The organism is Mycobacterium sp. (assembly GCF_049647605.1).
Taxonomy (GTDB): domain Bacteria; phylum Actinomycetota; class Actinomycetes; order Mycobacteriales; family Mycobacteriaceae; genus Mycobacterium.
On record NZ_JBARXZ010000231.1, the window covers coordinates 20,204 to 44,685 of the forward strand.

A 24,482-nucleotide genomic window follows, 5' to 3' on the forward strand; every position below is an offset into this window, starting at 1 on the left:
GAAACACGGCCGCAGTAGCACCGCCACCGCACCCGGCGACAAACAATGTGGCAAGCAGCCACCGCAGCCCGCTTGCCTGGAACAACAGAACACTGAATCAGCAAAACACTGAATCGAGGCGAGCAGCTGCTGTGAGCAGTACAAGTTCACCATTCGGGCAAAACGAATGGTTGGTCGAGGAGATGTACCAGAAGTTCCGCGAAGACCCGTCCTCGGTCGACCCGAGTTGGCACGAGTTCCTGGTCGACTACAACCCCGAGCCCGTCGGTGGCACGTCGACCGCAACACCGGCGACCGGGAACGCGCAAGCCGCACCGACAGCGCCGCCGGAGCCCAAGCCCGCGCCGCCGCCCACCAAGCCGGCGCCTCCTGCCAAGACTCCCCCGACCAGTAACGGGGCCGCGGCGCCGAGTGCACAACCGACAGCCAAGCCCGCCGCCGACAAGGCCCCCGCGGCCAAGGCGCCGGCCCCTGCCGTCGAGCAGACCCAGGTGCTGCGTGGTGCTGCCGCCGCCGTCGTCAAGAACATGAACGCCTCGTTGGAAGTGCCCACCGCCACCAGCGTGCGGGCCATCCCGGCAAAGGCGATGATCGACAACCGCATCGTCATCAACAACCATCTCAAGCGCACCCGCGGCGGCAAGATCAGCTTCACCCACCTGCTGGGATACGCGATCGTCCAGGGCGTCAAGAGCTTCCCGAACATGAACCGGCACTACGCCGAGATCGACGGCAAGCCGAACGCGGTGACTCCGGCCCACACCAACCTGGGCCTGGCCATCGATCTGCCGGGCAAAGACGGTAAGCGGACTCTGGTGGTTGCGGCCATCAAGAACTGCGAGTCGCTGAAGTTCGGTCAGTTCATCGCTGCGTACGAGGACATCGTGCGGCGGGCCCGTGACGGCAAGCTGACGGCCGAGGACTTCGGCGGCGTGACGATCTCGCTGACCAACCCGGGCACCCTCGGCACCGTGCATTCGGTGCCGCGCCTGATGGCAGGCCAGGGCGCGATCATCGGTGCCGGCGCGATGGAGTATCCCGCCGAGTTCCAGGGCGCCAGCGAACAGCGCATCGCCGACCTGGGCATGGGCAAGCTGATCACTCTCACGTCGACCTACGATCACCGGATCATCCAGGGTGCCGAATCCGGCGATTTCCTGCGCACGGTGCACCAGCTGCTGCTCGACGACGAGTTCTACGACGAGATCTTCTTCGAGCTGGGCATTCCCTACGAGCCGGTGCGCTGGCGGACCGACAACCCGGATTCGATCGCGGACAAGAACGCCCGCATCATCGAATTGATCGCGGCGTACCGCAACCGCGGCCATCTGATGGCCGATACCGACCCGCTGCGCCTGGACAAGACCCGCTTCCGCAGCCACCCCGACCTCGATGTGCTCAGCCACGGTCTGACGCTGTGGGATCTGGACCGCGAATTCAAGGTCGACGGGTTCGCCGGCTCGCAGCACCGCAAGCTGCGCGACGTGTTGTCGGTGCTGCGCGACGCGTACTGCCGCCATGTCGGGGTGGAGTACACCCACATCCTCGAGCCCGAGCAGCAGCAGTGGCTTCAGGAACGTGTCGAGGTCAAGCACGAGAAGCCGACGGTCGCCGAGCAGAAGTACATTCTGTCGCGCCTGAATGCCGCAGAGGCTTTCGAGACCTTCCTGCAGACCAAGTACGTCGGGCAGAAGCGGTTCTCCCTGGAAGGCGCCGAAACCATCATCCCGATGATGGACGCGGCGATCGACCAGTGTGCCGAACACGGCCTCGACGAAGTGGTCATCGGCATGCCGCACCGCGGCCGGCTCAACGTGCTGGCCAATATCGTCGGCAAACCGTACGCGCAGATCTTCAGCGAGTTCGAGGGCAACCTGAATCCGTCGCAGGCGCATGGTTCCGGCGATGTGAAGTACCACCTGGGCGCCTCCGGCACGTACTTCCAGATGTTCGGCGACAACGACATCGAGGTTTCGCTGACCGCCAACCCCTCACACCTGGAAGCGGTGGATCCGGTTCTCGAAGGTCTGGTCCGGGCCAAGCAGGATCTGATGGACAAGGGTGACGGGGCCGAGGGCTTCTCCGTGGTTCCGCTGATGCTGCACGGTGATGCGGCATTCGCCGGCCAGGGTGTGGTGGCCGAGACACTGAACCTGGCGCTGCTGCGGGGTTACCGCACCGGCGGCACCATCCACATGATCGTCAACAACCAGGTCGGCTTCACCACCTCACCGGAGAACTCGCGGTCGTCCGAGTACTGCACCGACGTGGCGAAGATGATCGGTGCGCCGATCTTCCACGTCAACGGTGATGATCCCGAAGCTTGTGTGTGGGTCGCGAAACTGGCCGTCGACTTCCGGCAGAAGTTCAAGAAGGACGTTGTCATCGACATGCTGTGCTACCGCCGCCGCGGGCACAACGAGGGCGACGACCCGTCGATGACCCAGCCGGCGATGTACGACGTGATCGACCACAAGCGTGGCGTCCGCAAGACCTACACCGAAGCGCTGATCGGCCGCGGCGACATCTCGATGAAAGAGGCCGAGGACGCCCTGCGCGACTACCAGGGCCAGCTCGAGCGGGTCTTCAACGAGGTGCGCGAGCTCGAGAAGCACGATGTCGAGCCCAGCGAGTCGGTGGAGTCCGAGCAGCTGCCGGCCAGGGGGCTCACCACCGCGGTGGACAAGTCCCTGCTGGCCAAGATCGGCGATGCCCATCTGGCGATCCCCGAGGGCTTCTCCGTCCATCCCCGCGTGAAGCCGGTGTTGGAGAAGCGCCGCGAGATGGCCTACGAAGGCAAGGTCGACTGGGCCTTCGGCGAACTGCTGGCACTCGGCTCGCTGGTGAACCAGGGCAAGCTCATCCGGTTCTCCGGCCAGGACACCCGGCGTGGCACCTTCACCCAGCGGCACTCGGTGATCATCGACCGCAAGACCGGTGAAGAGTTCACCCCGCTGCAGCTGTTGGCTCTCGGCGAGGACGGCAACCCGACGGGTGGCAAGTTCCTGGTGTACGACTCCGCGCTGTCGGAGTTCGCCGCCGTGGGCTTCGAGTACGGCTACTCGGTGGGCAACCCGGAGGCGCTGGTCCTCTGGGAGGCCCAGTTCGGTGATTTTGTCAACGGTGCACAGTCGATCATCGACGAGTTCATCAGCTCCGGTGAGGCCAAGTGGGGCCAGCTGTCCGACGTGGTGCTGCTGCTTCCGCACGGCCACGAAGGTCAGGGGCCGGACCACACGTCGGGCCGCATCGAGCGGTTCCTGCAGCTGTGCGCGGAAGGGTCGATGACGGTGGCTCAGCCGTCGACGCCGGCCAACTACTTCCACTTGCTGCGCCGGCACTCGTTGGACGGCATCCATCGGCCGCTGATCGTGTTCACCCCGAAGTCGATGCTGCGCAACAAGGCCGCGGTCAGCGATATCAAGGAGTTCACCGAAGCGAAGTTCCAATCGGTGATGGAAGAGCCCCTCTACGTCGAGGGCGACGGCGACCGGTCCGCGGTGGAGCGGGTCCTGCTGTGCAGCGGCAAGCTGTACTACGACCTGGCGGCCAGGAAGGCCAAGGACAAGCGCGACGACATCGCGATCGTGCGCATCGAGCAGCTGTACCCGCTGCCACCGCGCCGTCTGAGCCGCATCCTCGGTCAGTACCCGAATGCCAAGCAGTTCTACTGGGTGCAGGAAGAGCCGGCCAACCAGGGGGCGTGGCCGACGTTCGGCCTGGCGCTGCCGGAGTTGTTGCCGGAGAAGCTGGTCGGGATCAAGCGGGTGTCGCGACGGGCCATGTCGGCTCCGTCGTCGGGCTCGTCGAAGGTGCACGCTGTCGAGCAGCAGGAGATCCTCGACGAGGCCTTCGGCTGAGTTTTACCTCTCGTCACGAGCGCGCGCGTTTGTACACAACACTCCGAAAGGAGTTGTACAAACCCGCGCGCTCGCGGCGTTGATGGGGTCAGAAGCCGAGCATCGGCAGGATCACCGGGTTGGCGATCCGGTCCCCCACCGCGGCGACGGCACCCGGGCAGAACAGCGTGATGGCCAGGCCGGTGAACATCGTGGCCGGGCCCAACGGCCGACCGATGGCACTGGAGACGTCGGCGGCGACATCGGCCATCCGCTGGCCGGGCTCCGAGAGCATGGGGCAGACCTGCTGGCCGACGGACACAGCGGTAGCCGGGTCGATTCCAGTGATACCGGCTCCCGCCAGTGCGCTCAGAAATGCATCGGCACCCGGGTCGGCCTGTGCGGTCGGGGCACCCACGGCGGCACCCGCCAACAGGGCGGCGGACAGAGCGGCAGTCGCGATAGGCGGGAACTTCATGTCTGGACCATCGCGGCGTCGACAGGTGACGTTACCCAGCAGCAGCGGTACCGTCGGTACCGGTTAAACTCAACACAAGTCAAATAGCGGACATGAGGGAGTGTGGGCCATGGAGGGCTTCGCCGGGAAAGTCGCCGTCGTCACCGGGGCTGGATCAGGTATCGGCCAGGCTCTGGCCATCGAACTGGGCCGACGGGGAGCCAAGCTCGCGATCAGCGATGTCGACACCGAAGGACTTGCCGTCACCGAGGAGAAACTCAAGGCCATCGGAGCGCCGGTGAAAGCCGACCGCCTCGACGTCACCGAACGCGAAGCGTTCCTCCTCTACGCCGACGAGGTCAAAGCACACTTCGGCAAGGTCAACCAGGTCTACAACAACGCCGGCATCGCCTTCACCGGTGACGTCGAGATCAGCCAGTTCAAAGACATCGAACGGGTGATGGACGTCGACTTCTGGGGAGTGGTCAACGGCACCAAGGCGTTCCTGCCCCACCTGATCGAATCCGGTGACGGGCACGTGGTCAACATCTCCAGCCTCTTCGGCATCTTCTCGGTGCCGGGCCAATCCGCCTACAACGCAGCCAAATTCGCAGTCCGCGGCTTCACCGAGTCGCTACGCCAGGAGATGCTGGCCAAGAAGCGCCCGGTCGCGGTGACCGCAGTGCACCCCGGCGGGATCAAGACCGCCATCGCACGCAACGCGACCGCCGCCGACGGCCTGGATGCGAAGGAACTCGCCGCGGTCTTCGACAAGACACTGGCCAGCATGACCCCGGAGAGAGCCGCCAAGGTCATCCTCGAAGCCGTGCGCAAGAAGAAGGCCCGGGTGTTGGTCGGCGCCGACGCCAAGGTGCTCGACGTGTTGGTTCGGATCACCGGCTCGGGCTATCAGCGGTTGTTCTCCACGGCGATGGCGCGGGTACTGCCGAACGTGCACTAGGCCTGATGCGACGGTGGGCTACCGGCCCGGGCCTCAGCGACCGATCGGGTTTTCCGCAAGCCAGGCCTCGGCCACCTGCTCGGGATCGGATCCCGCCGCGACCTCGGCGCGCATCTGCTTGAGAGCGGCGGTGTCCAGCACCCCGGCGACCTCGTTGACCGCCAGCACCTGCCTGGCAGTCAGCCCGTTTCGCCGGTACAACGGCACCGCGTTCTCGGCCTGGATCAGCACCGGCGAGCGATCGGCGAGCACCACCGTCTGCGATGGCACATCGGGATCCGCCGTGGTGGTCCATGCCACGTTGAGGTGACCGGCCTCCAGCGCGGCAAAAAGCGCCGCATCGTTGGGGAACTCGTACGGTTTCGACAAGGGGCAGTCATCGATCAGCTTCGGCGGCTGGCCACCCCGCACCACCCCCGCGGTGATCTCGTCGCAGTGCTGCACCAACGCTTCGATGTCGCTGCCGCCCCACGCGGCGGCGGTCTGCTCGGCCACCACCGCCGCCGACTTGTCCTCGGCCGCGGTGGTGTAGTCACCGGCAGCCACCCCCTCGGGCAACGCGCCCACCATCTCCTCGTACACGTCGTCGTCGGAGCGCGCCTGCGAGCCGGGGGCGAACATCTCCAGCAGAGTTCCGGTGAAGCCCGGAACCACCGTGACGGAGCCGGAATCGAGGCCGGCCAGCGGATCCCGGGTCACCTCGACGTGGGCGGGCGTCCCGTAGGAGCGCAGGGCCGCAGCATAGAGATTGGCCAGCAACTCCGACTCCGGGCTCGGGTCGGCGCCCACCGCGAGTGACACCGCCGACGGTTGCTCGGCGCCACACGCGGCCATCCCAGCCACGAGAACGGCGACCGCGAGACCGCCCAGGCTAGAGCTGAGCCTCATCCACAGCCGATGCGACAGCGGCCGCCACCGCCGGGCCCACCCGCGGGTCCAACGGGCTCGGGACGATGTGATCCGGTTTCAGGTCGTCACCGACCACCGAGAAGATCGCCTCGGCCGCAGCGACCTTCATCTTCTCGGTGATCCGCCGCGCACCCGCGTCGAGCGCGCCGCGGAACACCCCGGGGAACGCCAACACGTTGTTGATCTGATTGGGGAAGTCACTGCGCCCGGTCGCCACCACTGCGGCGTACTTGCTGGCGGCGTCGGGGTGGATCTCCGGGTCGGGGTTCGACAGCGCAAAGACGATGCCACCCGGGGCCATCGTCGCGATGATGTCCTCGGGCACCACACCTGCGGACACCCCGAGGAACATGTCGGCGCCGTCGAGCGCTTCAGCGATGCCACCGGTGCGCCCCGCCGGATTGGTGCGCGCGGCGAGCTCCGCCTTGACCTTGTTGAGGTCGTCGCGGCCGGAGTGCACGATGCCCTTCGAATCCAGCACGGTGACGTCGGCGATTCCCGATGCCAACAGGATGTTGGTGCACGCGACCCCGGCGGCTCCGGCGCCGGAGATCACCACCCGCAGGCTGCGCATGTCACGGCCGAGAACCTTGGCCGCACCCTTGAGCGCCGCCAGCACCACGATCGCGGTGCCGTGCTGATCGTCGTGCATCACCGGGCAGTCCAGAGCCTCGATGACCCGACGCTCGATCTCGAAGCAGCGCGGCGCCGAGATGTCCTCCAGGTTCACCGCGCCGAAGGTCGGGCGCAGCCGCACCAGCGTCTCGACGATCTCGTCGGGGTCCTTGGTGTCCAGCACGATGGGGATCGAGTCGAGCCCGCCGAACGCCTTGAACAGCGCGCTCTTGCCCTCCATCACCGGCAGTGAGGCTGCCGGCCCGATATCGCCGAGACCCAGCACGGCACTGCCATCGCTGACCACCGCGACCAGCCGGTTGGCCCACGTGTAGCGCTTGGCCAAGGTGGCGTCCGCGGCGATCGCCCTGCTGACCTGAGCTACCCCCGGCGTGTACGCGATCGAAAGCGCCCGCTGAGTGTCCAGCGGCGACTCGAGCGCCACGGACAGCTTGCCGCCTTCATGTGCTTTGAAGATCTCCTCGTCGTCGATCACGAGGTGGGGGTTGCCTGTTTCAGCCACGGCCGTCACGTTACTGCACCTCACACCCGCACCGGAGCGAGTCCCTGGACGTGAGGACGGCGGCCGTTCAGCCGCCGCTTGTACTATGCGCCGAACCAGCTCCAGACTGCTCGAGGAAAGACACCTCAGATGCCTTCATTCCGCCCGCGTTCCGCTGCCCAGCATGGAGCCGGAAACAAGACGAAGCGCGACGTCGACGCCAAACGCATCCATGTGCCGGTGGCACGGGCGATGGTCGACTGCGGGGTGTACGTCGACGGCACCCGGCTACACGGGAAGTACACCCACGGGGCCGCCCTGCAGAAGGTGCGCGACGCCGAGTTCTCCGATCACAAGGCGTTTGTCTGGATCGGCCTGCATGAACCCGACGAGCACCAGATGCAGACAGTCGCCGAAGTGTTCAACCTGCATCCGCTGGCAGTCGAAGATGCCGTGCACGCCCACCAGCGACCCAAATTGGAACGCTACGACGACACCCTTTTCCTGGTGCTCAAGACGGTCAACTATGTGCCGCACGAGTCGGTGGAGCAGGCCCACGAGATCGTGGAGACGGGCGAGATCATGGTGTTCGTCGGCCCGGACTTCGTGGTCACCGTTCGCCACGGCGAGCACACCGGGCTGGCCGGGGTCCGGCACGAGATGGAACACGAGCAGACCCACCTGACGCTGGGTCCCTACGCGGTGATGCATGCGATCGCCGACCACGTTGTCGACAGCTATCGCAATGTCACACAATTGATGGAGTGCGATATCGACGCCATCGAGGAGGACGCATTCTCCACCCGCAACACCGATATCGCGCAGATCTACATGCTCAAGCGCGAAGTCGTGGAGATGCGGCGGGCCATCGCCCCCTTGTCGGTCGCACTGCAGCGGCTCTCCGAACACAAGGACCTGATCTCCAAAGAGATCCTGCGTTACATGCGTGACGTCGTCGACCATCAGGCCCAGGCCGCCGACCAGATCAACAGCTACGACGAACTGTTGAGCTCGCTGGTGGAGGCAGAGTTGGCCAAGGTCGGCATGCAACAGAACACGGACATGCGCAAGATCTCGGCCTGGGTGGCCATCGCTGCGGTCCCGACGATGATCGCCGGGATCTACGGGATGAACTTCCAGCACATGCCCGAACTGGAGTGGACGTGGGGCTACCCGACGGTGCTGGGCGTCATGTTCACCATTTGTTCCCTGCTGTACCGGACCTTCCGGCGCAACCATTGGCTCTGATGCAGGCGGCGAATCGGCTCGATCAGGTCAGCTCAGAGCCGGGCCGGGTCGCGGACGTCGACACCGTCTTGTTCCCAGGTGCGACGTAGTTCGTCGATTCCCTTGAGCCGCACCCATGCGGCCTCGTTGGCCGAGATCGGTGTCGCGGCGAGGAAGCGCACCGGCTCCCGCGGCGAATCCAGCACCGCATCCGGGATGTCACTCGATCCCAGCACCACGGCGCTGACCCGGGCACCCTCCCACAGCGTCGCCCCGAGGTCGATCAGCGCATCCTGCTGCAACACCACGCCATCGACGGCGGGGGTCGCTGCCAACAGCGCCACTGCTCGCGCCAACCCGGGTGTGGGAGCTGAGTCGCGCAGACTCACAACAACTTCGGCACGTGGCCCGTGCAACGGGTCCGCCGCCAGCTCGGCCGGGTCACCCATCGGGTGCCGCGAACATCCCAGCGACACATAGTGGATCACCCCTTCCGAGCCGGGTCGGCGATCCGGGCCGAAACGCAACACCTCGATCCTTTCGACGCCCAGGAACGTCACGCTCGCCGAGTCGGGCTCGGCGTCGATTCCGTTGGCGGCGAAGTGAGCTCGCAGATGAGCGCGAACCGCGTCGAGGACCTGGGTCACCGGGGTCCGGCTGGGGGCACGCTCAGGTTGACACCCGAATCGGCATCGAACAGAACAAGTTTGGTGGTGTCGAAAGCCAGCTCGACCTCTCCGCCCTTGGCGGCCTTGGAGTCTGCGGAGACCCGGGCGACGAACTCGTTCTCCCCCACCCCGGACTCGGCTGCCAGTTCGGCCAGCTGTTCGGCGCGCGCACCCGACCCAGCCACGGTGAAGTACACATACTTGTCGGGCCCCAGCGATTCCACCAGATCGACCTTGACGCCGAATGTCAGCGCGCGGATCCGCGCGTAACCGTCCAACAGTGCCGCGTCCTCGAGGTGCTCGGGCCGAATTCCTGCGACCAGGTTGCGCACCGGCGAATGCTGCGTCAGCACGTCGAAGGCGTCCTGGGTCAGGGTGACTTCACCGAAGGGCAGCTTCACTCCCACATCGGTGAACGTCGCGGGGAAGAAGTTCATCGCCGGCGAGCCGATGAATCCGGCGACAAACAAGTTGGCGGGCCGCTCGTAGAGCTCGGTCGGGGTGCCGATCTGCTGGGCGACACCGCCCCGCATCACCACCACCCGGTCCCCCAGCGTCATCGCCTCGGTCTGGTCGTGAGTGACGTAGATGGTGGTGGTGCCCAGCCGCTGTTGCAACCTGGCGATCTCACCGCGCATCTGCACCCGGAGTTTCGCATCGAGATTCGACAGCGGCTCATCCATCAGGAACGCCTTGGGATTGCGGACGATGGCACGACCCATCGCCACGCGTTGACGCTGCCCACCCGAGAGCTGTGACGGTTTGCGATCCAGGAAGTCGCTCAGATCGAGGATCCTGGCGGTGTCCTCCACCTTGGTTGCGATCTCGGCTTTGGACATACTCGCCAATGTCAGCGGAAACGCGATGTTCTCCCGCACCGTCATGTGCGGGTACAGCGCGTACGACTGGAACACCATGGCGATGTCACGGTCTTTCGGAGCCCGGTCGTTGACCCGGCTTCCGTCGATCAGCATGTCACCGGAGGTGATGTCCTCGAGTCCCGCGATCATGTTCAGCGTCGTGGACTTCCCACAGCCCGACGGGCCGACGAGGATGATGAACTCGCCGTCGGCAATGGTGATGGAGAAGTCCTTCACCGCCACTGCGCCGTCGGGGTAACTCTTGCTGACGTTCTGCAACACGATTTCTGCCATCGCGCTACCCCTTCACCGCGCCGGAGGTCAAACCAGCGACGATCCGTCGCTGGAAGATGAGTACGAAGATGATGATCGGAATCGTGATCACGATCGCGCCCGCCGCTATCGATCCGGTGGGTTCTTCGAATTGGGAACTGCCCGTGAAGTTCGCGATCGCCACCGGGGCGGTGATCGCGGCGTTGGTCGCGGTCAGCGACAGCGCCAACAGCAGGTCGTTCCACGCGAAGATGAACACCAGGATCGCGGCGGTGACGATGCCGGGTGCCGCCAGCGGAGCGATCACCTTGCGGAACGCCTGTCCCGGTGTGGCGCCGTCCATCTTGGCGGCCTTCTCCAGATCCCACGGGATCTCCTTGAAGAAGGCCGACAAGGTGTAGATGGCCAGCGGCAACGCGAACGTGATGTAGGGAATGATCAGACCGGGCCAGGTGTCGAACAGGCCGAGTCGACGCTCGATGTTGAACAGCGGTGTCACCAGGGAAATCTGGGGGAACATCGCGATCAGCAGGGCGGCACCGACGAGCAGCTTCTTTCCCGGGAAGGACAGCCGGGCAATCGCATAGGCGGCCATCGCGCCGATCACCACCGCGATCACGGTGGTGATGAGCCCGATGCCGATCGAGTTGATCAGCGCCGAGTTGAAAACGTCCCCGCGGAAGATCGCCTTGTAGTTGTCGAAGGTGATCTCCGACGGAATCAGCTTGCCGTCCTTGACACTCGAGGTCGGCTTCAACGACAGCGACAGGATCCACAGCACCGGGAACAACGCATAGAGCACCACCAAGAAGTCGATGATGATCCATCCCGCGGCGCGACGCCCGCTGACCCGGTCAGACATGATTCCCCTTATGCACGGTCACCGTCGGATCCCGGCGCCGCTGCCCCGAAGAGTTTGATGAAGATGAACGCGATGAGCGCGACACAGAGGAACACCAGCACGCTGATGGCCGAACCGAGTCCCAGGCTGAACCCCTTGAAGAGGTTGTTGTAGCCCAGGATCGACACCGATGCGGTGTTGTTCGATCCCGCGGTCAGCACGTAGATGTTGTCGAAGATGCGGAAGGCGTCCAGCGTGCGGAACAGCAGCGCAACGAGGATGGCCGGTTTGATCAACGGAATGATGATCTTGGTGAGCCGTTTCCAGGCCCCCGCACCGTCCATCTGCGCGGCCTTCAGCAGGTCGTCGGGCACCAGCGCCAGGCCGGCCAGCAACAGCAGCGCCATGAACGGCGTGGTCTTCCACACCTCGGCGAGCACCACGATGGCCAGCGACGGGATCTGCTCGGTCAGCGGGGCCGCCCCGGTGGGCAGCAGGTTGGCCAGGTAGCCGGTGCCCGGTGTCCACGCGTAGTACCAGCTGTAGGACGCGGCCACTGTGACGATCCCGTACGGGATCAGGATTGCGGTGCGCACCAATCCCTTTCCGAAGATGGTCCGGTACATCACCAGAGCCAGGGCCATGCCGAGGACCAGTTCGATGGTCACCGATATCACTGTGATCGCCAGCGTCACCGCAAACGCCGACCACCAGTAGCCGTCGGACAGGACGGTGATGTAGTTCGCCAGGCCGACGAACTCGACGTCATCGGGGGTGGCCAGGTTGTACCGCTGCAGGCTCAGCCACACCGCGTACCCGATCGGATAGCCGGTGACGGCCACCATCAGAAAGACCGCGGGGGCGATCAACAGGAAAGCCAGGCGACGTTCGGATCTCTTGTCGTCGGACAGCATGTTCTTGCCGTCGGGTGGCGCCACTGCGGTCACGGAATGAGCCCTTTCCCGTCGATCGCCTTCTGCACCTGTTCGGCCAACTCGTCTGCGGTGCGCTCTGGGTCGATGTCGGTGATGGGTGCCAGCGTCGCCGACATCATGGTCGACACCGCCTGATACACCGGTGTCGCGGGCCGCACCGCCGCGTTGGTGAGCTGTTGGCGGATCACCGCATACTGCGGGTACTTCGCCTGGAACTGCGGATCGTCGTAGAGCGAGGCCCGCACCGCGGGCAGCCCGCCTTCGATCGAGGTGAGCTTCTGGTTCTCCTCGTTGCGGATACACCGGATCGCCTCGAACGCCTCGGCCCGGTGCTGACTGGTGCTGGCCACCGCCAGGTTTAGCCCGCCGAGTGTGACCCGCGCCGGCTCACCGTCGCGAACACCCGGGTAATTCGCGAAGCCGAACACCTGTTGGCTGGCCTCGTACGCCGCGGCGAACTGCGCGTCGTCGGGGGCGAACGAGCCGGTGTCGTTGATCGCGGCCTGTAGATCGGGGCGCTCGTCGAGCGGCAGGAACGACACGCCTCCCTTGATCGCGTTCTCCAGCATCGACGGAAGCACAAAGGGCCAGTTGACCTCCAGGGCGGCGTTACCCTGCTCGAGCGCCAGCCGCGCAGTGCCTTCGTCGGTCTGTGTGATCGACGGGTCCGCCCCAGGTGCGGTGGCGACGGCCTTCATGATCGACAGTGCTTTCACCGTCGCCGCACGGTGTTCTGGGGTGTCGGTCAGGGTGACCGTCTTGCCGTCATCGGAAAGCACCTGGCCACCGGCACTTTCGAGCAGGGTGTTGAACCACACCACCAGGCCCTCGTACTGCTTGGCCTGCAGCGCAATCCAACTGGGCTCACCGGCAGCATGTAGACGGGTGGCCTCGGCCACCATTTCGTCCCAGGTCCGCGGCGGTTGCGCCATCAAATCAGCGCGATACCAGAGCAGTTGGGTGTTGGTTGTCACCGGAGCCGCGTACAGCTGGTCATTCCAGGTTGCGCTCTTCAGTGGACCGGGCAGGGTGTTGGTGTTGGCGTCGCCGACCGCCGCCCCGGCTGGGTCCTCCGAAAGCGGCACCGCCCAGCCGGCTTCGGCGAACTCCGCCGTCCACACCACGTCGAGAGCCATCACATCGAGGGTCCGGTCATTGCCGGTGAGCCGGCGGGCCAACTGCAAACGCTGGTCGTCGGCACCCTTGGGCAAACTGACCTGCTGGATGGTGAACCTACCGTCCAGCTGCTCATTGCACCGCTCGGAAACTGCGGTGAAGGTCGCCATCTCGTTGGCCGGTGTGTAGAACGTGACAACCAGGCCGTTGGGCCCGGAACTGCACGCCGAGAGCAACGACGCCGAGGTCAACGTTGCCAACATGGCAGCACCCAGCCGACGAACAACCGTGCTGCGCCTTACTGCGACCAACGGCTGAACACCGCCTTTCGGCTCTGTAACGGGCTTGTCCCGCGCGTGAACCGTAGAGCGACAGCACCGTGAGACGCAACACTCCCACCGGGCGCGTCGTGATCCTGACCAGGATCAGCGAGGCGATGTGACGTTCAGTGGCAGCAACTCACAACCGAAGTCGGCCCAGCATGTCGCGGCCCCGTTCGGCGTTCTGCGGATCGCAGAGCACGTCGTACCGCCCGGCAACCAGCTGCATCGTCGAACTGAAATCCCTTGTACCCCGCGCCATCGCGTACGGAATCGCCGACGTGATCAAGCCGAAGAAGATGCCGGCGATCAAGCCGGTGAGCAGCGACGACCACGGGTTGGGGCTGAAAAACCCGAGGACCAGACCGATGAAGACACCCAGCCAAGCGCCGGTGAGCACACCACCACCGAGAACCTTGGGCCAGCTGAGCTTCCCGGTGACACGTTCGACCTGCATCAGGTCGACACCGACGATCGTCACCTGCTCCACCGGAAACTCGTTGTCCGACAGGTAGTCGACAGCGCGTTGGGCCTCCGCGTAGGTCGGGTAGGACGCAATGGGCCAACCTTTCGGCGGCGTGGGAAGGCCCACCGGTCCACGACGTCCGCGCGCGCCGCCTGCCGCCCCGCCCGGCTGCGAAGGTTTGAATGGACTCGTCATCCTCGTGATCCTCCTCCTTGTGCCCTGCCGCGGCCAGTCCGTCGGGGGGATCCCCGAAGGTGTCGGAACCATCCGCGTCGCAGGACCCGTCTCGTGCTCTTTTTCAGCCAACGCCGTGGCGCTGACTTTGGTGCCCGCACTGTTCGATCCTGCCGCTCGACCAGCGCATACGATAGGTTGAACAGTATGACCCTGCCCGGTGGCGACTCCGGCGACAAGCCGTGTGACGAGACCGGCCAAGACCCGGTTGGCGGTCTCCACGAGGCTCCGCCGGCCGAGCAGGGCGCACCCCCGGCGTACGAACAGCCGTCCACGTCGGCGCCGGCCGGATACCCGCCCCCGTCGGGATATCGACCTCCACCGGGACCACCGGCGCCGCCGTACGGAACACCCCCCGGCCTCGGCTACGGCGCCCAGTTCCCGCCCGGTGATTTCACCGCCCAGGATCCCTACGGCTATGGCCACGCGCCCCCGCAGCAGCACACCAACACCATGGCGATCGCATCGCTGGTGATCTCGCTGCTGGGTATCGTGCCGTTTTGCGGCGGAATCCTGTCGATCGTCGGAATCGTGCTGGGCGCCGTTGCGCTCAGCCAGATCAAGGAGACTCGGCAGGAGGGCTACGGGATAGCCGTCGCAGGCATAGTGGTCGGTGTGGCGATGCTCATCGTCGGACTAATCTGGACCATCTTCGCGCTGCGTTGACCCTGGAGGCATTCACATTCATGACCAACCCTGATCCACAGTCGCGTGGGGTGGAGTACCCGTCTCTGGAGCAATCGCCTCCCCCCGCCGACCCGTACTCCCCGGTCGACTACCCGGCCAACTACCCGGGTCCGGGCTACGACACTGCAGCGGCCCCACCGGTGTATCCGCCGCCGTACCCGAACCCTGATCCGTATCAGATGGGCGGCTACCAGCCCGGCTATCCGGGCACCCCGCCGAACTACCCGCCGCCGCCCTTCCCCGGGTACGGCGCCTACGCCCCGTACAACCCGTACGACCCCTACGGCCAGGGCAAGCCGCCCGGTACAAACGGCAAGGCGATCGCCGCGCTGGTCACCGCGATCGGCGGGCTGGTGCTGTGTGGGTTGCCGTCGATCGCCGGGATCATCCTGGGCGCCATCGCGATGCGCGAGACCAAGCGCACCGGCCAGGACGGCTACGGACTCGCCCTGGCCGGTCTCATCATCGGCTGCCTCGTGGTGGCACTCGGCATCCTCTATGTGATCTTTGTCGTCGTCGTGGCAGCCAACAGTTCCAACTACGGGACGTATTAGGGCCCGTTCGGCGGCACGAATGGCTCCGCCAGCCTGCACATCCCGGCCGCGCGCCCCTTACCTGCGATCACCAGCGCCATCTTGCGGCTCGCCTCGTCGATCATCTCGTCGCCGAGCATCACCGCTCCCCGGGCCCCGCCCGCAGTCGAGGTGTGCCACTCATATGCCTCGAGGATCAGTTCCGCATGGTCATAGTCCTGCTGGCGCGGGCTGAAGATCTCGTTTCCGGCGGCGATCTGATCGGGATGCAGCACCCACTTGCCGTCGTATCCGAGCGCCGCCGCCCGGCCCGCCACCCGCCGGAACGCCGCCACGTCACGCACCTTCAGGTAGGGGCCGTCGACGGCGGCGATCCCGTGGGTCCTGGCGGCGACCAGGATGGTCATCAGGACGTGGTGGTAGGCGTCGCCGACGTCGTATCCCTCCGGCTGCTCACCGACCACCAGGGTGCGGGTGTTGAGGCTGGCCATCAGGTCTGCGGGCCCGAGCACCAGGGCGTGCACCCGGGGATGGGCGGCGATCGCGTTGATGTTGGTCAGACCACGCGCGTCTTCGATCTGGGCATCGATGCCGATCCTGCCGATCTCGAGCCCGTGGGTGTGTTCCAGCTGGGTCAGCAGCAGGTCCAGCGCTGCCACATGTGTGGCGTCGGAGACCTTCGGCAGCACGATGACATCCAGCGCCGCACCCGCCCCGGCGACAACCTCGATGACGTCGGCGTGGGTCCAGGGTGTGGTCCAGTCGTTGACCCGGACACCGCGCAGCTGCCCGGCCCACCCCGGCTCTGCCAGGGCGGCTGCCACCACCGGCCTGGCGGCCGCCTTGGCGTCCGGGGCAACCGCATCCTCGAGGTCCAGGAACACCTCGTCGGCGGGCAGGCTCTTGGCCTTGTCGATCATCTTGCGGCTGCTGCCCGGGACCGACAGACAGGTTCGGCGGGGGCGATACGCGGTATTCACGAATCCACTCCTACCCTTTGAGTCATGGCGTCGGTCAACAGGGTGTACGCGGCCCGTCTCTCAGGGCTGGTTGTTCTCGGTCCTGATGGAGAATCCGTGGGCCGGGTCCGCGATGTGGTGATCAGCATGAGCATCGTCCGCCAACAACCCAGGGTGCTCGGCCTGGTCATCGAATTGCTTTCGCGCCGAAGAATTTTCGTGCCTATCCTGCGTGTCACGGCGATCGAACCGCAGGCCGTCACCTTGAACACCGCCAACCTGTCGCTGCGCCGTTTCGCCCAGCGGCCCGGCGAGGTCCTGGTGCTCGGCCAGGTCCTCGACACCCGGGTGCGTGTCGACGATCCCGAACTCCCCCAGCTTCAAGGCGTCGATGTGACCGTCATCGATCTGGGCATCGAGCCGGTGCGGTCCCGGGACTGGGTGGTCACCCGGGTCGCCGTCCGCAGCCACCGCCGGCTGGGTCGTCGCACCAACGTGCATGTGGTCGGCTGGAAGGACGTTCATGGCCTCAACCCGGCGGCGCTGGCGATGCCCGGCCAGGGCGTCGCCCAACTGCTCCACCAGTTCGAGGGCAAACGCGCCATCAAGGTCGCCGACGCCATCCGCGAACTGCCGGAAAAGCGTCGTTTCGAGGTGATCAACGCACTCGACGACGAACGCCTCGCCGACGTCTTCCAGGAGCTCTCCGAGGACGAACAGACCACGCTGCTGATGCAGCTCGGCACCGAGCGGGCGACCGACGTCCTCGAGGCGATGGATCCCGACGATGCGGCCGACCTCCTGGGGGTGCTCAATCCCAACGAGGCCGAGGTGCTGCTGGCCCGGATGGACCCCGAGGACTCCGACCCGGTGCGGCGGCTGCTGCAGCACTCCCCCGACACCGCGGGCGGTCTCATGACCTCCGAACCGGTGGTGATGGCGCCCGACACCACGGTCGCCGAAGCGCTGGCCCGGGTCCGCGATCCCGACCTGACCCCGGCGCTGTCGTCGATGGTGTTTGTGGTGCGGCCTCCGACAGCAACCCCCACCGGGCGCTATCTGGGCTGTGTCCACCTGCAGCGGTTGCTGCGGGAGCCGCCGGCGGCACTGGTCAGCGGCGTCATCGACAATGATCTGCCGATCCTGGCCCCCGCTGATTCGCTGGCCGCGGTGACCCGCTACTTCGCCGCCTACAACCTGGTCTGCGGACCCGTCGTCGATGAGGAGAAGCATCTGTTGGGCGCGGTCACCGTCGACGACGTGCTCGACCACCTGCTACCGCATGACTGGCGGGCCAGTGCCGAAGAGCCCGAACTGGATTCGACGCGGTGAGCGAGGGAAGCCGCGGCCGGCTCGACACCCCACGTACGTCGCGCAATTTTGCCCCGCATTTCGACATCGAGGCCGTCGGCCGCGTCAGCGAGTCGATAGCGCGCTTCTTGGGCACCGGACGGTACCTGGCAATCCAGACCGTCTTGGTGATCGTCTGGGTCATGCTGAACATGGGTGCGTTCGCCTGGCAGTGGGACCCCTACCCGTTCATCCTGCTCAACTTGGCGTTCTCCACTCAGGCCGCCTACGCGGCGCCGCTGATCCTGCTGGCGCAGAACCGGCAGGAGAACCGCGACCGCGTTTCGCTCGAGGAGGACCGCCGGCGGGCCGAGCAGACCAAAGCCGACACCGAATTCCTGGCGCGGGAGCTGGCAGCGCTGCGGCTTGCGGTCGGCGAGGTCGCCACCCGTGACTACATGCGCCGTGAAATCGAAGAACTCCGCGAACTGCTCGAGGCGCTGCAACCTCCGAAGTCCTCGAGCAAAGGAGACGGCAAAGCGCGGCGCGCCAAGAAGCAGCGGGTGACGGCGGCCGCACAAGAGCAGCACCCCAGCGATGATCACGAAGAATCCGTCGACGGGACCGCCCCGGACGAAGCCTGACGATTGCTGCCACAGCCGTCACGAGAATATGTATGGTGACTGAGTTCACCCGGCACGGCCGGATTGCCGGCGGCTCACACCTAGGACGGTCCAGTGCGCATACGCGGAGGCACCGGACCACATCCGGGTCTCGCGGATGTGCTGAAGTCCGTCCGGCGCACCGCATCCGAAGCATCGAAGCGGCCTCTGATCGGCGCCCTCGCCCTCACCCCGCTGGTGCTGGCCGCAGCCGTCGGCGCCTCCGGGCCCAACGTCAAACCCGTGAGCACCCAGGCAGTGACGCCACTGGCCGCGGTGGCGCCGGCACCGCCGGACATGTCCGGACCCTCGGTGGTCTCCGTGAAGCGGCCGCCGGCGAGCTTCCGCGTCGCTGCCGCAACAAGTTCCGCGCCGCCGCCGCCGACCGTGGTGTCGGCACCGGGCTCGCTGCGGATTCCGTCGATGGCTCTGTCGGCGTATCGCAACGCCGAGGTGATGATGGCCGGCGCGATGCCCAATTGTGGGGTCGGCTGGAACTTGCTGGCGGGGATCGGCCGGATCGAGTCGATGCACGCCAACGGCGGCGCCACCGACGCCCGGGGCACTGCGGTGCAGCCCATCTACGGGCCTGCGCTCGACGGCACCCTGCCCGGCAACGAGATCATCGTGCAGAGCAACCAGGCCGGTCGGGTGACCTACGCCCGCGCTCTCGGCCCGATGCAGTTCCTGCCCGGCACGTGGTCGCGGTATGCCTCTGACGGCGACGGGGACGGCAAGTCCGATCCACAGAACCTGTACGACTCGGCGCTGGCCGCCGCCCGGTACCTGTGCAGTGGCGGGTTGAACCTGCGCGACCCGGCTCAGGTGATGACGGCGGTGCTGCGCTACAACAATTCGGTTGCCTACGCCCGGAATGTCCTCGGCTGGGCGGCGTCCTATGCCACCGGGGTGGAGCCCGTCGACCTCCCGCCGATCACCGGTTCGGTCCCCCAGCTCAGCATGGCCCATCTCAACGGCCGCGGCGGGATCGGGCCGGACCTGCCGTTGAGCGCGGCCGGTCTGCCCTCAACTGATCCGTTGGCCCAGTTCCCGGTGAGCCTGAACCAGACCGACGTCGCGAATCGGCTTCCGGTGCCGCCGGGCCCCGCTGAACCCGGTGGTCCGCCGGTAGCGGGACCGTGCGCGATCTTCTGCATCAGCGATGCTCCTGCGCTCCCGGTCGCCGCAGTAGAGCCTCCGCCTCCTTTTGCGCCGCCGCCCCCGCCTCCTTGGATGACCCTCTTCGGTCCACCTCCGCCTCCTCTTCCGCCGGCGCCGGCACCTGCAGCCCCACTGGGACCGTTGCCCGGTCCGGCCTGACCTCTGGCGCGCTCCACGCTTACCTGCTCCACGCCATCGAGTGTCACTCCAGGGCGGGTTTGACGGCCCGATTTGCGCCCTGGAGTGACACTCGATGCGTGAGGTCTGATCGCCTCGGCGACGGGCGGCATACACTCAGCGGTGATATGTCTCAAAGCGACCTCACCTCCGCGATCCGCGTGGCACTGGGCAAAGTGATCGACCCGGAGCTGCGGCGTCCGATCACCGAACTCAACATGGTCAAGTCCATCGACGTCGGACCCGATGCCGCGGTCCACGTCGAGATCTACCTGACCACCTCCGCCTGCCCGAAGAAGACCGAGATCACCGAACGGGTCACGCAGGCCGTCGCCGATGTCCCCGGCACCGGCGCCGTCACCGTCACCCTGGATGTGATGAACGACGAGCAACGCACCGAGCTGCGCAAACAGCTCCGCGGCGACTCCGCTGAGCCGGTCATTCCGTTCGCTCAGCCGGGCTCGCTGACCCGGGTGTACGCGGTGGCTTCCGGGAAAGGCGGCGTCGGCAAGTCCAGTGTGACCGTCAACCTCGCCACCGCGATGGCAGCCCGTGGCTTGTCGGTCGGGCTGCTCGACGCCGATATCTACGGCCACTCCGTGCCCCGGATGATGGGCACCACCGACCGGCCCACCCAGGTCGAATCGATGATCGTGCCGCCGGTCGCCCACGACGTGAAGGTCATCTCGATCGCCCAGTTCACCCAGGGCAACACTCCGGTGGTCTGGCGCGGGCCGATGCTGCACCGCGCGCTGCAGCAGTTCCTCGCCGACGTGTACTGGGGCGATTTGGACGTCCTGCTGCTGGATCTGCCGCCGGGTACCGGTGACGTGGCGATCTCGGTGGCTCAGCTGATTCCCGGCGCCGAGATCCTGGTCGTGACGACCCCGCAGCTGGCCGCCGCCGAAGTCGCCGAACGCGCCGGTGCGATCGCACTGCAGACGCGGCAGCGCGTCGTCGGCGTGGTGGAGAACATGTCGGGGCTGGTGCTTCCCGACGGCACCACTATGCAGATTTTCGGTGAAGGCGGCGGACGTCAGGTCGCTGAAAGCCTGTCGCGTTCCGTCGGCGCAGACGTTCCGCTGCTGGGTCAGGTTCCACTGGACCCGGCGCTGGTCGCCGCCGGCGACTCCGGAGTGCCGCTGGTGCTCAGCGCCCCGGATTCCGCCGCCGGCAAGGAACTCCGTGGGATCGCCGATTCCTTGTCGTCACGGCGGCGTGGGCTGGCCGGCATGTCGCTCGGCTTGGACACCACCCGCCGCTGAGCTCATACCCCGACCCCGCCGAGGCGTGAGTTCGAGCGCGTCAGGTGGCGTCGGGGTCGAACGGGGTGACCGCCGGGGGTGCTGCCGGCGGCGGCGTCGAGGATGCGGGTGGGTCGGCGGGCTTGCCGGTATTGCGGGTGGACTTGTCGTCCAACTTCCCGGTGAACACCGAATCATCGCCGTCGAGAAGGTGTTTGGTGAGCGCCGCACGGGGCGTCATCCCGCGCAATTTCTGCAGTTCCGACAGCGGTTCCCGGAGATCGTCGAAATCCGTACCGAGATCCTGCTTCAGTTGAGATGTGGCGCCACTGACGTAGTCCCGGGCCTGCCGTACCGCGCCGGCAGTCCATCGGATGGCGCCGGGGAGCCGCTCCGGCCCCAGCACCACAAGTCCGATGATGACCAAGAGCAACATCTCGCCCCAGCCGACATTGGCGAACACGTCAGTTGTCCGGGGTCGGGTTGACCATGAGCGTCACGCGACGACCGTCGCGCATCACCTCGATCGGCGAGTCCTGGCCGATCGGCAGCTGACGAACCGCCACGATGAACTCATCGGCGTCGGCGACATTGCGAGGCCCGACCTTGACCACAACATCGTTCTCGAGAATGCCCGCTCGCTCCGCCGGGCTGCCGGCGCGGACGTTGGCCACCTGCGCGCCCGAGGCCAGATCGTTGCTGACCGAGCGAGCCGACAGGCCCAGCGTCGGATGGCTGATCCTGCCGTCCCGGATCAACGACTCGGCGACCTGCTTGACCTCGTTGACCGGGATCGCGAAGCCGAGACCGCTGGCGCTGTCCGACAGCGACTTGCCCGCGGTGTTGATTCCGATGACCTGCGACTCCATGTTGATCAGCGGGCCACCGGAGTTGCCGTGGTTGATGGAGGCGTCGGTCTGGATCGCGTCGATCACGGTGTCGGTGTCGGAACCGTCCCCGGACAACGGCACCGGCCGGTGCAATGCGCTGACGATTCCCGAGGTGACGGTGCTGCGCAGGCCCAGGGGGGCGCCCGCGGCGATCACTTCTTCACCGACCACGACGTCATCGGAGTCACCGAGGCGGGCCACGGTGAGGTTGTCGACGTTGTCGACCTTCAGTACCGCCAGATCCGTTTTGGGGTCGCGGCCCACCAGATTGGCCGGCACCGACTTGCCGTCATTGAAGACCACCGACATCTTCCACTGACTCGGGTTGGTGGCAGCTTCGGAGATGACGTGGTTGTTGGTGACGATGTAGCCGCGACCGTCGATCACCACACCCGAACCCTGGGCGCCGCCGTTGTCGCTCTTGGCTTCGATGGTCACCACCGAATCGGCCACCGATGCCGCCACCATGGCGATCTGGCCCGGCGGCAGATCAGCGCTGCCGTTGGTCTCCAGGGTGATCTTCGACGTCGTGAAGGCCTGCACCACCTCAGCGGTCTTCCGGCCGACCCAGCCGCCGGCCACGCCGATCACCAGCGCGATGATCGCCAGCACCGCCAGCGCGGCGTAGGACACCCTGCCGCCGAACAGCACGTCACGGACGCCGAGCTTGCCGATCGGGGCGACGACCTGCTGCGGGGGCGCCTGCACCACGGCCGGCGTTCCCAGCGACGCGGCCGCAGCCGGGTCACGCCACGGGTCCTCCGCAGCGTCTGGACCAGATCCGTTTTTCCGGGCTTGTTCTTCGGCGTCGAGCGCGCCGGCATCCACGGGATGCCGCTGCAGCGAGTCGCCGTTCAGATAGGGACGACCGAAGGCTTCGGCCAGCACGGGATCCGGTGGCAGGTCGCGTGGCTCGAACTCGGCGCCGTCGCGGAACTTCTTCGGGCGGACGTCCTTGGAGACAAATGAGCCGTCCACCCCGTCGGGCCTCCCGAATGCCCGGCGCTGTGCGTCGTCGACCGGCGGCCTCGAAACGGGACGTGGCGCCAACCGAGGGCCAGTGGACCCGTGGCCTGAGTTGTCCTGGTTCGAACTCACGTCATCCTCATTCTGGGGGCGCTCGGGTTACGAGCCACGGATCACCGACATCTCATACTGCGATCGCGAGCCTGTCATACGACGGACTCGGCCCCATCCACCCTACCGGCGGCGACGGCGGGAACGCGTCGTGTCGTCTGCCAACTGATCGGCGATCCGGTCGGCGGCATCGTCGGGCGGGGTCACCGGTGCGTGGGGAATCTGCGACAACGCGCCGAGCAATCCGCTGGGTATGTGGATGGGGCAGGAGTCGCGCAGCGCCTCGCGGGCCTGACGCTGTGCGTCGACCTCGCCGGCGCAATCAGCGCAAAGAGACAGGTGGTGTGCCGCGCGCAGATGCGCGTTCATCCGCAGCTCGCCGTCGACAAATGCGGCGATGGCTTCGATGGAGAGATGCTCAGTGGAGCCGAACTGTCGGGGGGCACCCACCGGAGCGGAACTCTGTGATGCGAAGTGTGTGGGAAGCCACGAGAACGCTCGCCGGAAGACGTGTCCCCGATCGCTCATTCACCCCGCCCCTTCCGGTACCCGCGCGAGTTCAGGCAGTCAGAACTGCCTTTAATCATTTCCTTAACAATGTACCTCGCCGACCGGTTTCGGGTACCGCAACGGACGGTCTTGTCAGGCAGAATTTACGGATGCGTCAACCTGCGGATGCGCCGCCAGGAACTCACGCAATGCTTGACGACCACGGTGGATACGGCTGCGAACCGTACCGAGCTTGACGCCGAGCGTGGCGCCGATCTCTTCGTAGGACAGACCTTCGATATCGCACAGGACCACGGCGGCGCGGAACTCCGGAGGCAACGAATCCAGCGCTGCCTGCAGGTCGGGCCCCAGTCGGGAGTCGTGGTAGATCTGCTCGGGGTTGGGCTCGTCGGCCGGCACCCGGTCATAGTCGTCCGGCAGCGCTTCCATCCGGATACGGCTGCGGCGGCGGACCATATCGAGGAAGAGGTTGGTGGTGATGCGATGCAGCCAGCCCTCGAAGGTTCCAGGCTGGTAGTTCTGCACCGAGCGGAATACCCGGATGAAGGTTTCCTGGGTCAGGTCCTCGGCATCGTGTTGATTACCCGAGAGGCGGTACGCCAGGCGATAGACGCGATCGGCGTGCTGACGTACCAGTTCGTCCCACGACGGCATATTGGCCTTGTCGCCGGTGGCATCGAATACTGCGGTGCCCTGCAACTCGTCCGTGGGTTCAACCCAATCGGCCTCGGCCTGTACTGCGACGTGCGACATGCTGTTCGGCGCCGTCATCGTGGTCGTCGAATCCTCCTGATCTGTGCTGCCGGATGGACCCGACAGATCGACATGACTGGGAACGCCCGAGGGGTGCGCGCTATTCCCGGACCAGCGACCGCCGAGTTCCATCCCCACACCGTCGTGCATGGGCGTGTGGTCGGCATATGAGCTACCTGAACTTTAGCTGAGAATGAGTGTGTCACCCCTCATAGCCAGCACAAAAGGCGCTCCAGATCGGCGTGTCGGCCGGGCGTGTCGGACGCCTGGCCCAGATACCCGCGCGCCTGCGATGCCGCACTCACCCGCCCCTCTA

23 protein-coding genes are annotated in these 24,482 nt (G+C 66.1%); 9 read left to right on the forward strand and 14 right to left on the reverse strand.

Annotated features, from left to right (window positions below; translation table 11 throughout):
* The first annotated feature begins 131 nt into the window (after window positions 1-131).
* Entirely contained in the window at window positions 132-3,860 is a 3,729-nt protein-coding gene (locus tag WBB07_RS28350; protein WP_526312888.1) for a multifunctional oxoglutarate decarboxylase/oxoglutarate dehydrogenase thiamine pyrophosphate-binding subunit/dihydrolipoyllysine-residue succinyltransferase subunit, read from the forward strand.
* A gap of 88 nt (window positions 3,861-3,948) precedes the next feature.
* Here WBB07_RS28350 and WBB07_RS28355 read toward each other — a convergent pair whose 3' ends face one another.
* On the reverse strand, window positions 3,949-4,317 hold the full coding sequence (locus tag WBB07_RS28355; protein ID WP_526312890.1) for a DUF732 domain-containing protein: 369 nt from the start codon (window positions 4,315-4,317) through the stop codon (window positions 3,949-3,951).
* Between the two features lie 109 nt (window positions 4,318-4,426).
* Between WBB07_RS28355 and WBB07_RS28360 the strand changes: the two genes are divergently transcribed.
* Window positions 4,427-5,257, forward strand: a complete 831-nt coding sequence (locus WBB07_RS28360) for an SDR family NAD(P)-dependent oxidoreductase (RefSeq protein ID WP_526312892.1) — start codon at window positions 4,427-4,429, stop codon at window positions 5,255-5,257.
* Between the two features lie 33 nt (window positions 5,258-5,290).
* Here WBB07_RS28360 and WBB07_RS28365 read toward each other — a convergent pair whose 3' ends face one another.
* Together WBB07_RS28365 and WBB07_RS28370 are read right to left on the reverse strand one after the other, a co-directional pair.
* Window positions 5,291-6,145, reverse strand: a complete 855-nt coding sequence (locus WBB07_RS28365) for a glycine betaine ABC transporter substrate-binding protein (protein ID WP_526312894.1) — start codon at window positions 6,143-6,145, stop codon at window positions 5,291-5,293.
* Window positions 6,129-7,304 (reverse strand): NAD(P)-dependent malic enzyme, encoded by a 1,176-nt coding sequence (locus WBB07_RS28370; RefSeq protein ID WP_526312896.1) that lies wholly within the window; start codon window positions 7,302-7,304, stop codon window positions 6,129-6,131. Before WBB07_RS28370 ends, WBB07_RS28365 begins: the two co-directional genes overlap by 17 nt.
* A gap of 129 nt (window positions 7,305-7,433) precedes the next feature.
* On the opposite strand from WBB07_RS28370, the gene corA reads away from it, so the two are divergent.
* Entirely contained in the window at window positions 7,434-8,531 is a 1,098-nt protein-coding gene (gene corA, locus WBB07_RS28375; protein ID WP_526312898.1) for a magnesium/cobalt transporter CorA, read from the forward strand.
* A gap of 32 nt (window positions 8,532-8,563) precedes the next feature.
* On the opposite strand, the gene WBB07_RS28380 is transcribed toward corA, so the two are convergent.
* The 6 genes from WBB07_RS28380 to WBB07_RS28405 all read right to left on the reverse strand — a co-directional run bounded on the left by WBB07_RS28380 (window position 8,564) and on the right by WBB07_RS28405 (window position 14,184).
* Entirely contained in the window at window positions 8,564-9,157 is a 594-nt protein-coding gene (locus WBB07_RS28380; RefSeq protein ID WP_526312900.1) for a suppressor of fused domain protein, read from the reverse strand.
* A complete protein-coding gene (locus WBB07_RS28385) occupies window positions 9,154-10,332 on the reverse strand; it encodes an ABC transporter ATP-binding protein (RefSeq protein WP_526312902.1) in 1,179 nt (392 codons plus the stop codon). Before WBB07_RS28385 ends, WBB07_RS28380 begins: the two co-directional genes overlap by 4 nt.
* A 4-nt stretch (window positions 10,333-10,336) precedes the next feature.
* Entirely contained in the window at window positions 10,337-11,173 is an 837-nt protein-coding gene (locus WBB07_RS28390; protein WP_526312904.1) for a carbohydrate ABC transporter permease, read from the reverse strand.
* Window positions 11,174-11,181: 8 nt separating this feature from the next.
* Window positions 11,182-12,066 (reverse strand): carbohydrate ABC transporter permease, encoded by an 885-nt coding sequence (locus WBB07_RS28395; RefSeq protein WP_526313051.1) that lies wholly within the window; start codon window positions 12,064-12,066, stop codon window positions 11,182-11,184.
* A 29-nt stretch (window positions 12,067-12,095) separates the two neighbouring features.
* Entirely contained in the window at window positions 12,096-13,466 is a 1,371-nt protein-coding gene (locus tag WBB07_RS28400) for an ABC transporter substrate-binding protein (RefSeq protein ID WP_526312906.1), read from the reverse strand.
* Between the two features lie 196 nt (window positions 13,467-13,662).
* Window positions 13,663-14,184 carry a general stress protein gene (locus WBB07_RS28405; RefSeq protein WP_526312908.1) on the reverse strand — a complete coding sequence of 174 codons (522 nt, stop codon included), beginning with the start codon at window positions 14,182-14,184 and terminating at the stop codon, window positions 13,663-13,665.
* Window positions 14,185-14,361: 177 nt separating this feature from the next.
* Between WBB07_RS28405 and WBB07_RS28410 the strand changes: the two genes are divergently transcribed.
* Together WBB07_RS28410 and WBB07_RS28415 are read left to right on the forward strand one after the other, a co-directional pair.
* Entirely contained in the window at window positions 14,362-14,889 is a 528-nt protein-coding gene (locus WBB07_RS28410) for a DUF4190 domain-containing protein (protein WP_526312910.1), read from the forward strand.
* A 20-nt stretch (window positions 14,890-14,909) separates the two neighbouring features.
* Window positions 14,910-15,464, forward strand: a complete 555-nt coding sequence (locus tag WBB07_RS28415) for a DUF4190 domain-containing protein (RefSeq protein WP_526312912.1) — start codon at window positions 14,910-14,912, stop codon at window positions 15,462-15,464.
* Here the strand turns inward: WBB07_RS28415 and WBB07_RS28420 are convergent.
* Window positions 15,461-16,423 carry an HpcH/HpaI aldolase/citrate lyase family protein gene (locus WBB07_RS28420; protein ID WP_526312914.1) on the reverse strand — a complete coding sequence of 321 codons (963 nt, stop codon included), beginning with the start codon at window positions 16,421-16,423 and terminating at the stop codon, window positions 15,461-15,463. The genes WBB07_RS28415 and WBB07_RS28420 overlap by 4 nt on opposite strands.
* A gap of 24 nt (window positions 16,424-16,447) precedes the next feature.
* Here WBB07_RS28420 and WBB07_RS28425 point away from each other — a divergent pair, with 24 nt between their 5' ends.
* The 4 genes from WBB07_RS28425 (at window position 16,448) to WBB07_RS28440 (ending at window position 20,957) form a co-directional block, all read left to right on the forward strand.
* On the forward strand, window positions 16,448-17,734 hold the full coding sequence (locus tag WBB07_RS28425) for a magnesium transporter MgtE N-terminal domain-containing protein (protein WP_526312916.1): 1,287 nt from the start codon (window positions 16,448-16,450) through the stop codon (window positions 17,732-17,734).
* Complete coding sequence (locus tag WBB07_RS28430; protein ID WP_526312918.1) at window positions 17,731-18,336, forward strand: DUF1003 domain-containing protein; 606 nt, start codon at window positions 17,731-17,733, stop codon at window positions 18,334-18,336. Before WBB07_RS28425 ends, WBB07_RS28430 begins: the two co-directional genes overlap by 4 nt.
* Window positions 18,337-18,429: 93 nt before the next feature.
* Entirely contained in the window at window positions 18,430-19,674 is a 1,245-nt protein-coding gene (locus WBB07_RS28435; RefSeq protein ID WP_526312920.1) for a lytic transglycosylase domain-containing protein, read from the forward strand.
* A 146-nt stretch (window positions 19,675-19,820) separates the two neighbouring features.
* Window positions 19,821-20,957, forward strand: coding sequence for a P-loop NTPase (locus tag WBB07_RS28440; protein WP_526312922.1), 1,137 nt, complete (start codon window positions 19,821-19,823; stop codon window positions 20,955-20,957).
* A gap of 40 nt (window positions 20,958-20,997) precedes the next feature.
* On the opposite strand, the gene tatB is transcribed toward WBB07_RS28440, so the two are convergent.
* From tatB to sigE, 4 genes are all read right to left on the reverse strand, one after another.
* Window positions 20,998-21,399 (reverse strand): Sec-independent protein translocase protein TatB, encoded by a 402-nt coding sequence (gene tatB, locus WBB07_RS28445; protein WP_526312924.1) that lies wholly within the window; start codon window positions 21,397-21,399, stop codon window positions 20,998-21,000.
* A gap of 1 nt (window position 21,400) precedes the next feature.
* Window positions 21,401-22,924, reverse strand: coding sequence for a serine protease HtrA (gene htrA, locus WBB07_RS28450; RefSeq protein ID WP_526312926.1), 1,524 nt, complete (start codon window positions 22,922-22,924; stop codon window positions 21,401-21,403).
* 102 nt (window positions 22,925-23,026) lie between these two features.
* Window positions 23,027-23,431 carry an anti-sigma E factor RseA gene (gene rseA / locus WBB07_RS28455; RefSeq protein WP_526312928.1) on the reverse strand — a complete coding sequence of 135 codons (405 nt, stop codon included), beginning with the start codon at window positions 23,429-23,431 and terminating at the stop codon, window positions 23,027-23,029.
* 114 nt (window positions 23,432-23,545) lie between these two features.
* Window positions 23,546-24,184 (reverse strand): RNA polymerase sigma factor SigE, encoded by a 639-nt coding sequence (gene sigE, locus WBB07_RS28460; protein ID WP_526312930.1) that lies wholly within the window; start codon window positions 24,182-24,184, stop codon window positions 23,546-23,548.
* Window positions 24,185-24,482: the final 298 nt, after the last annotated feature.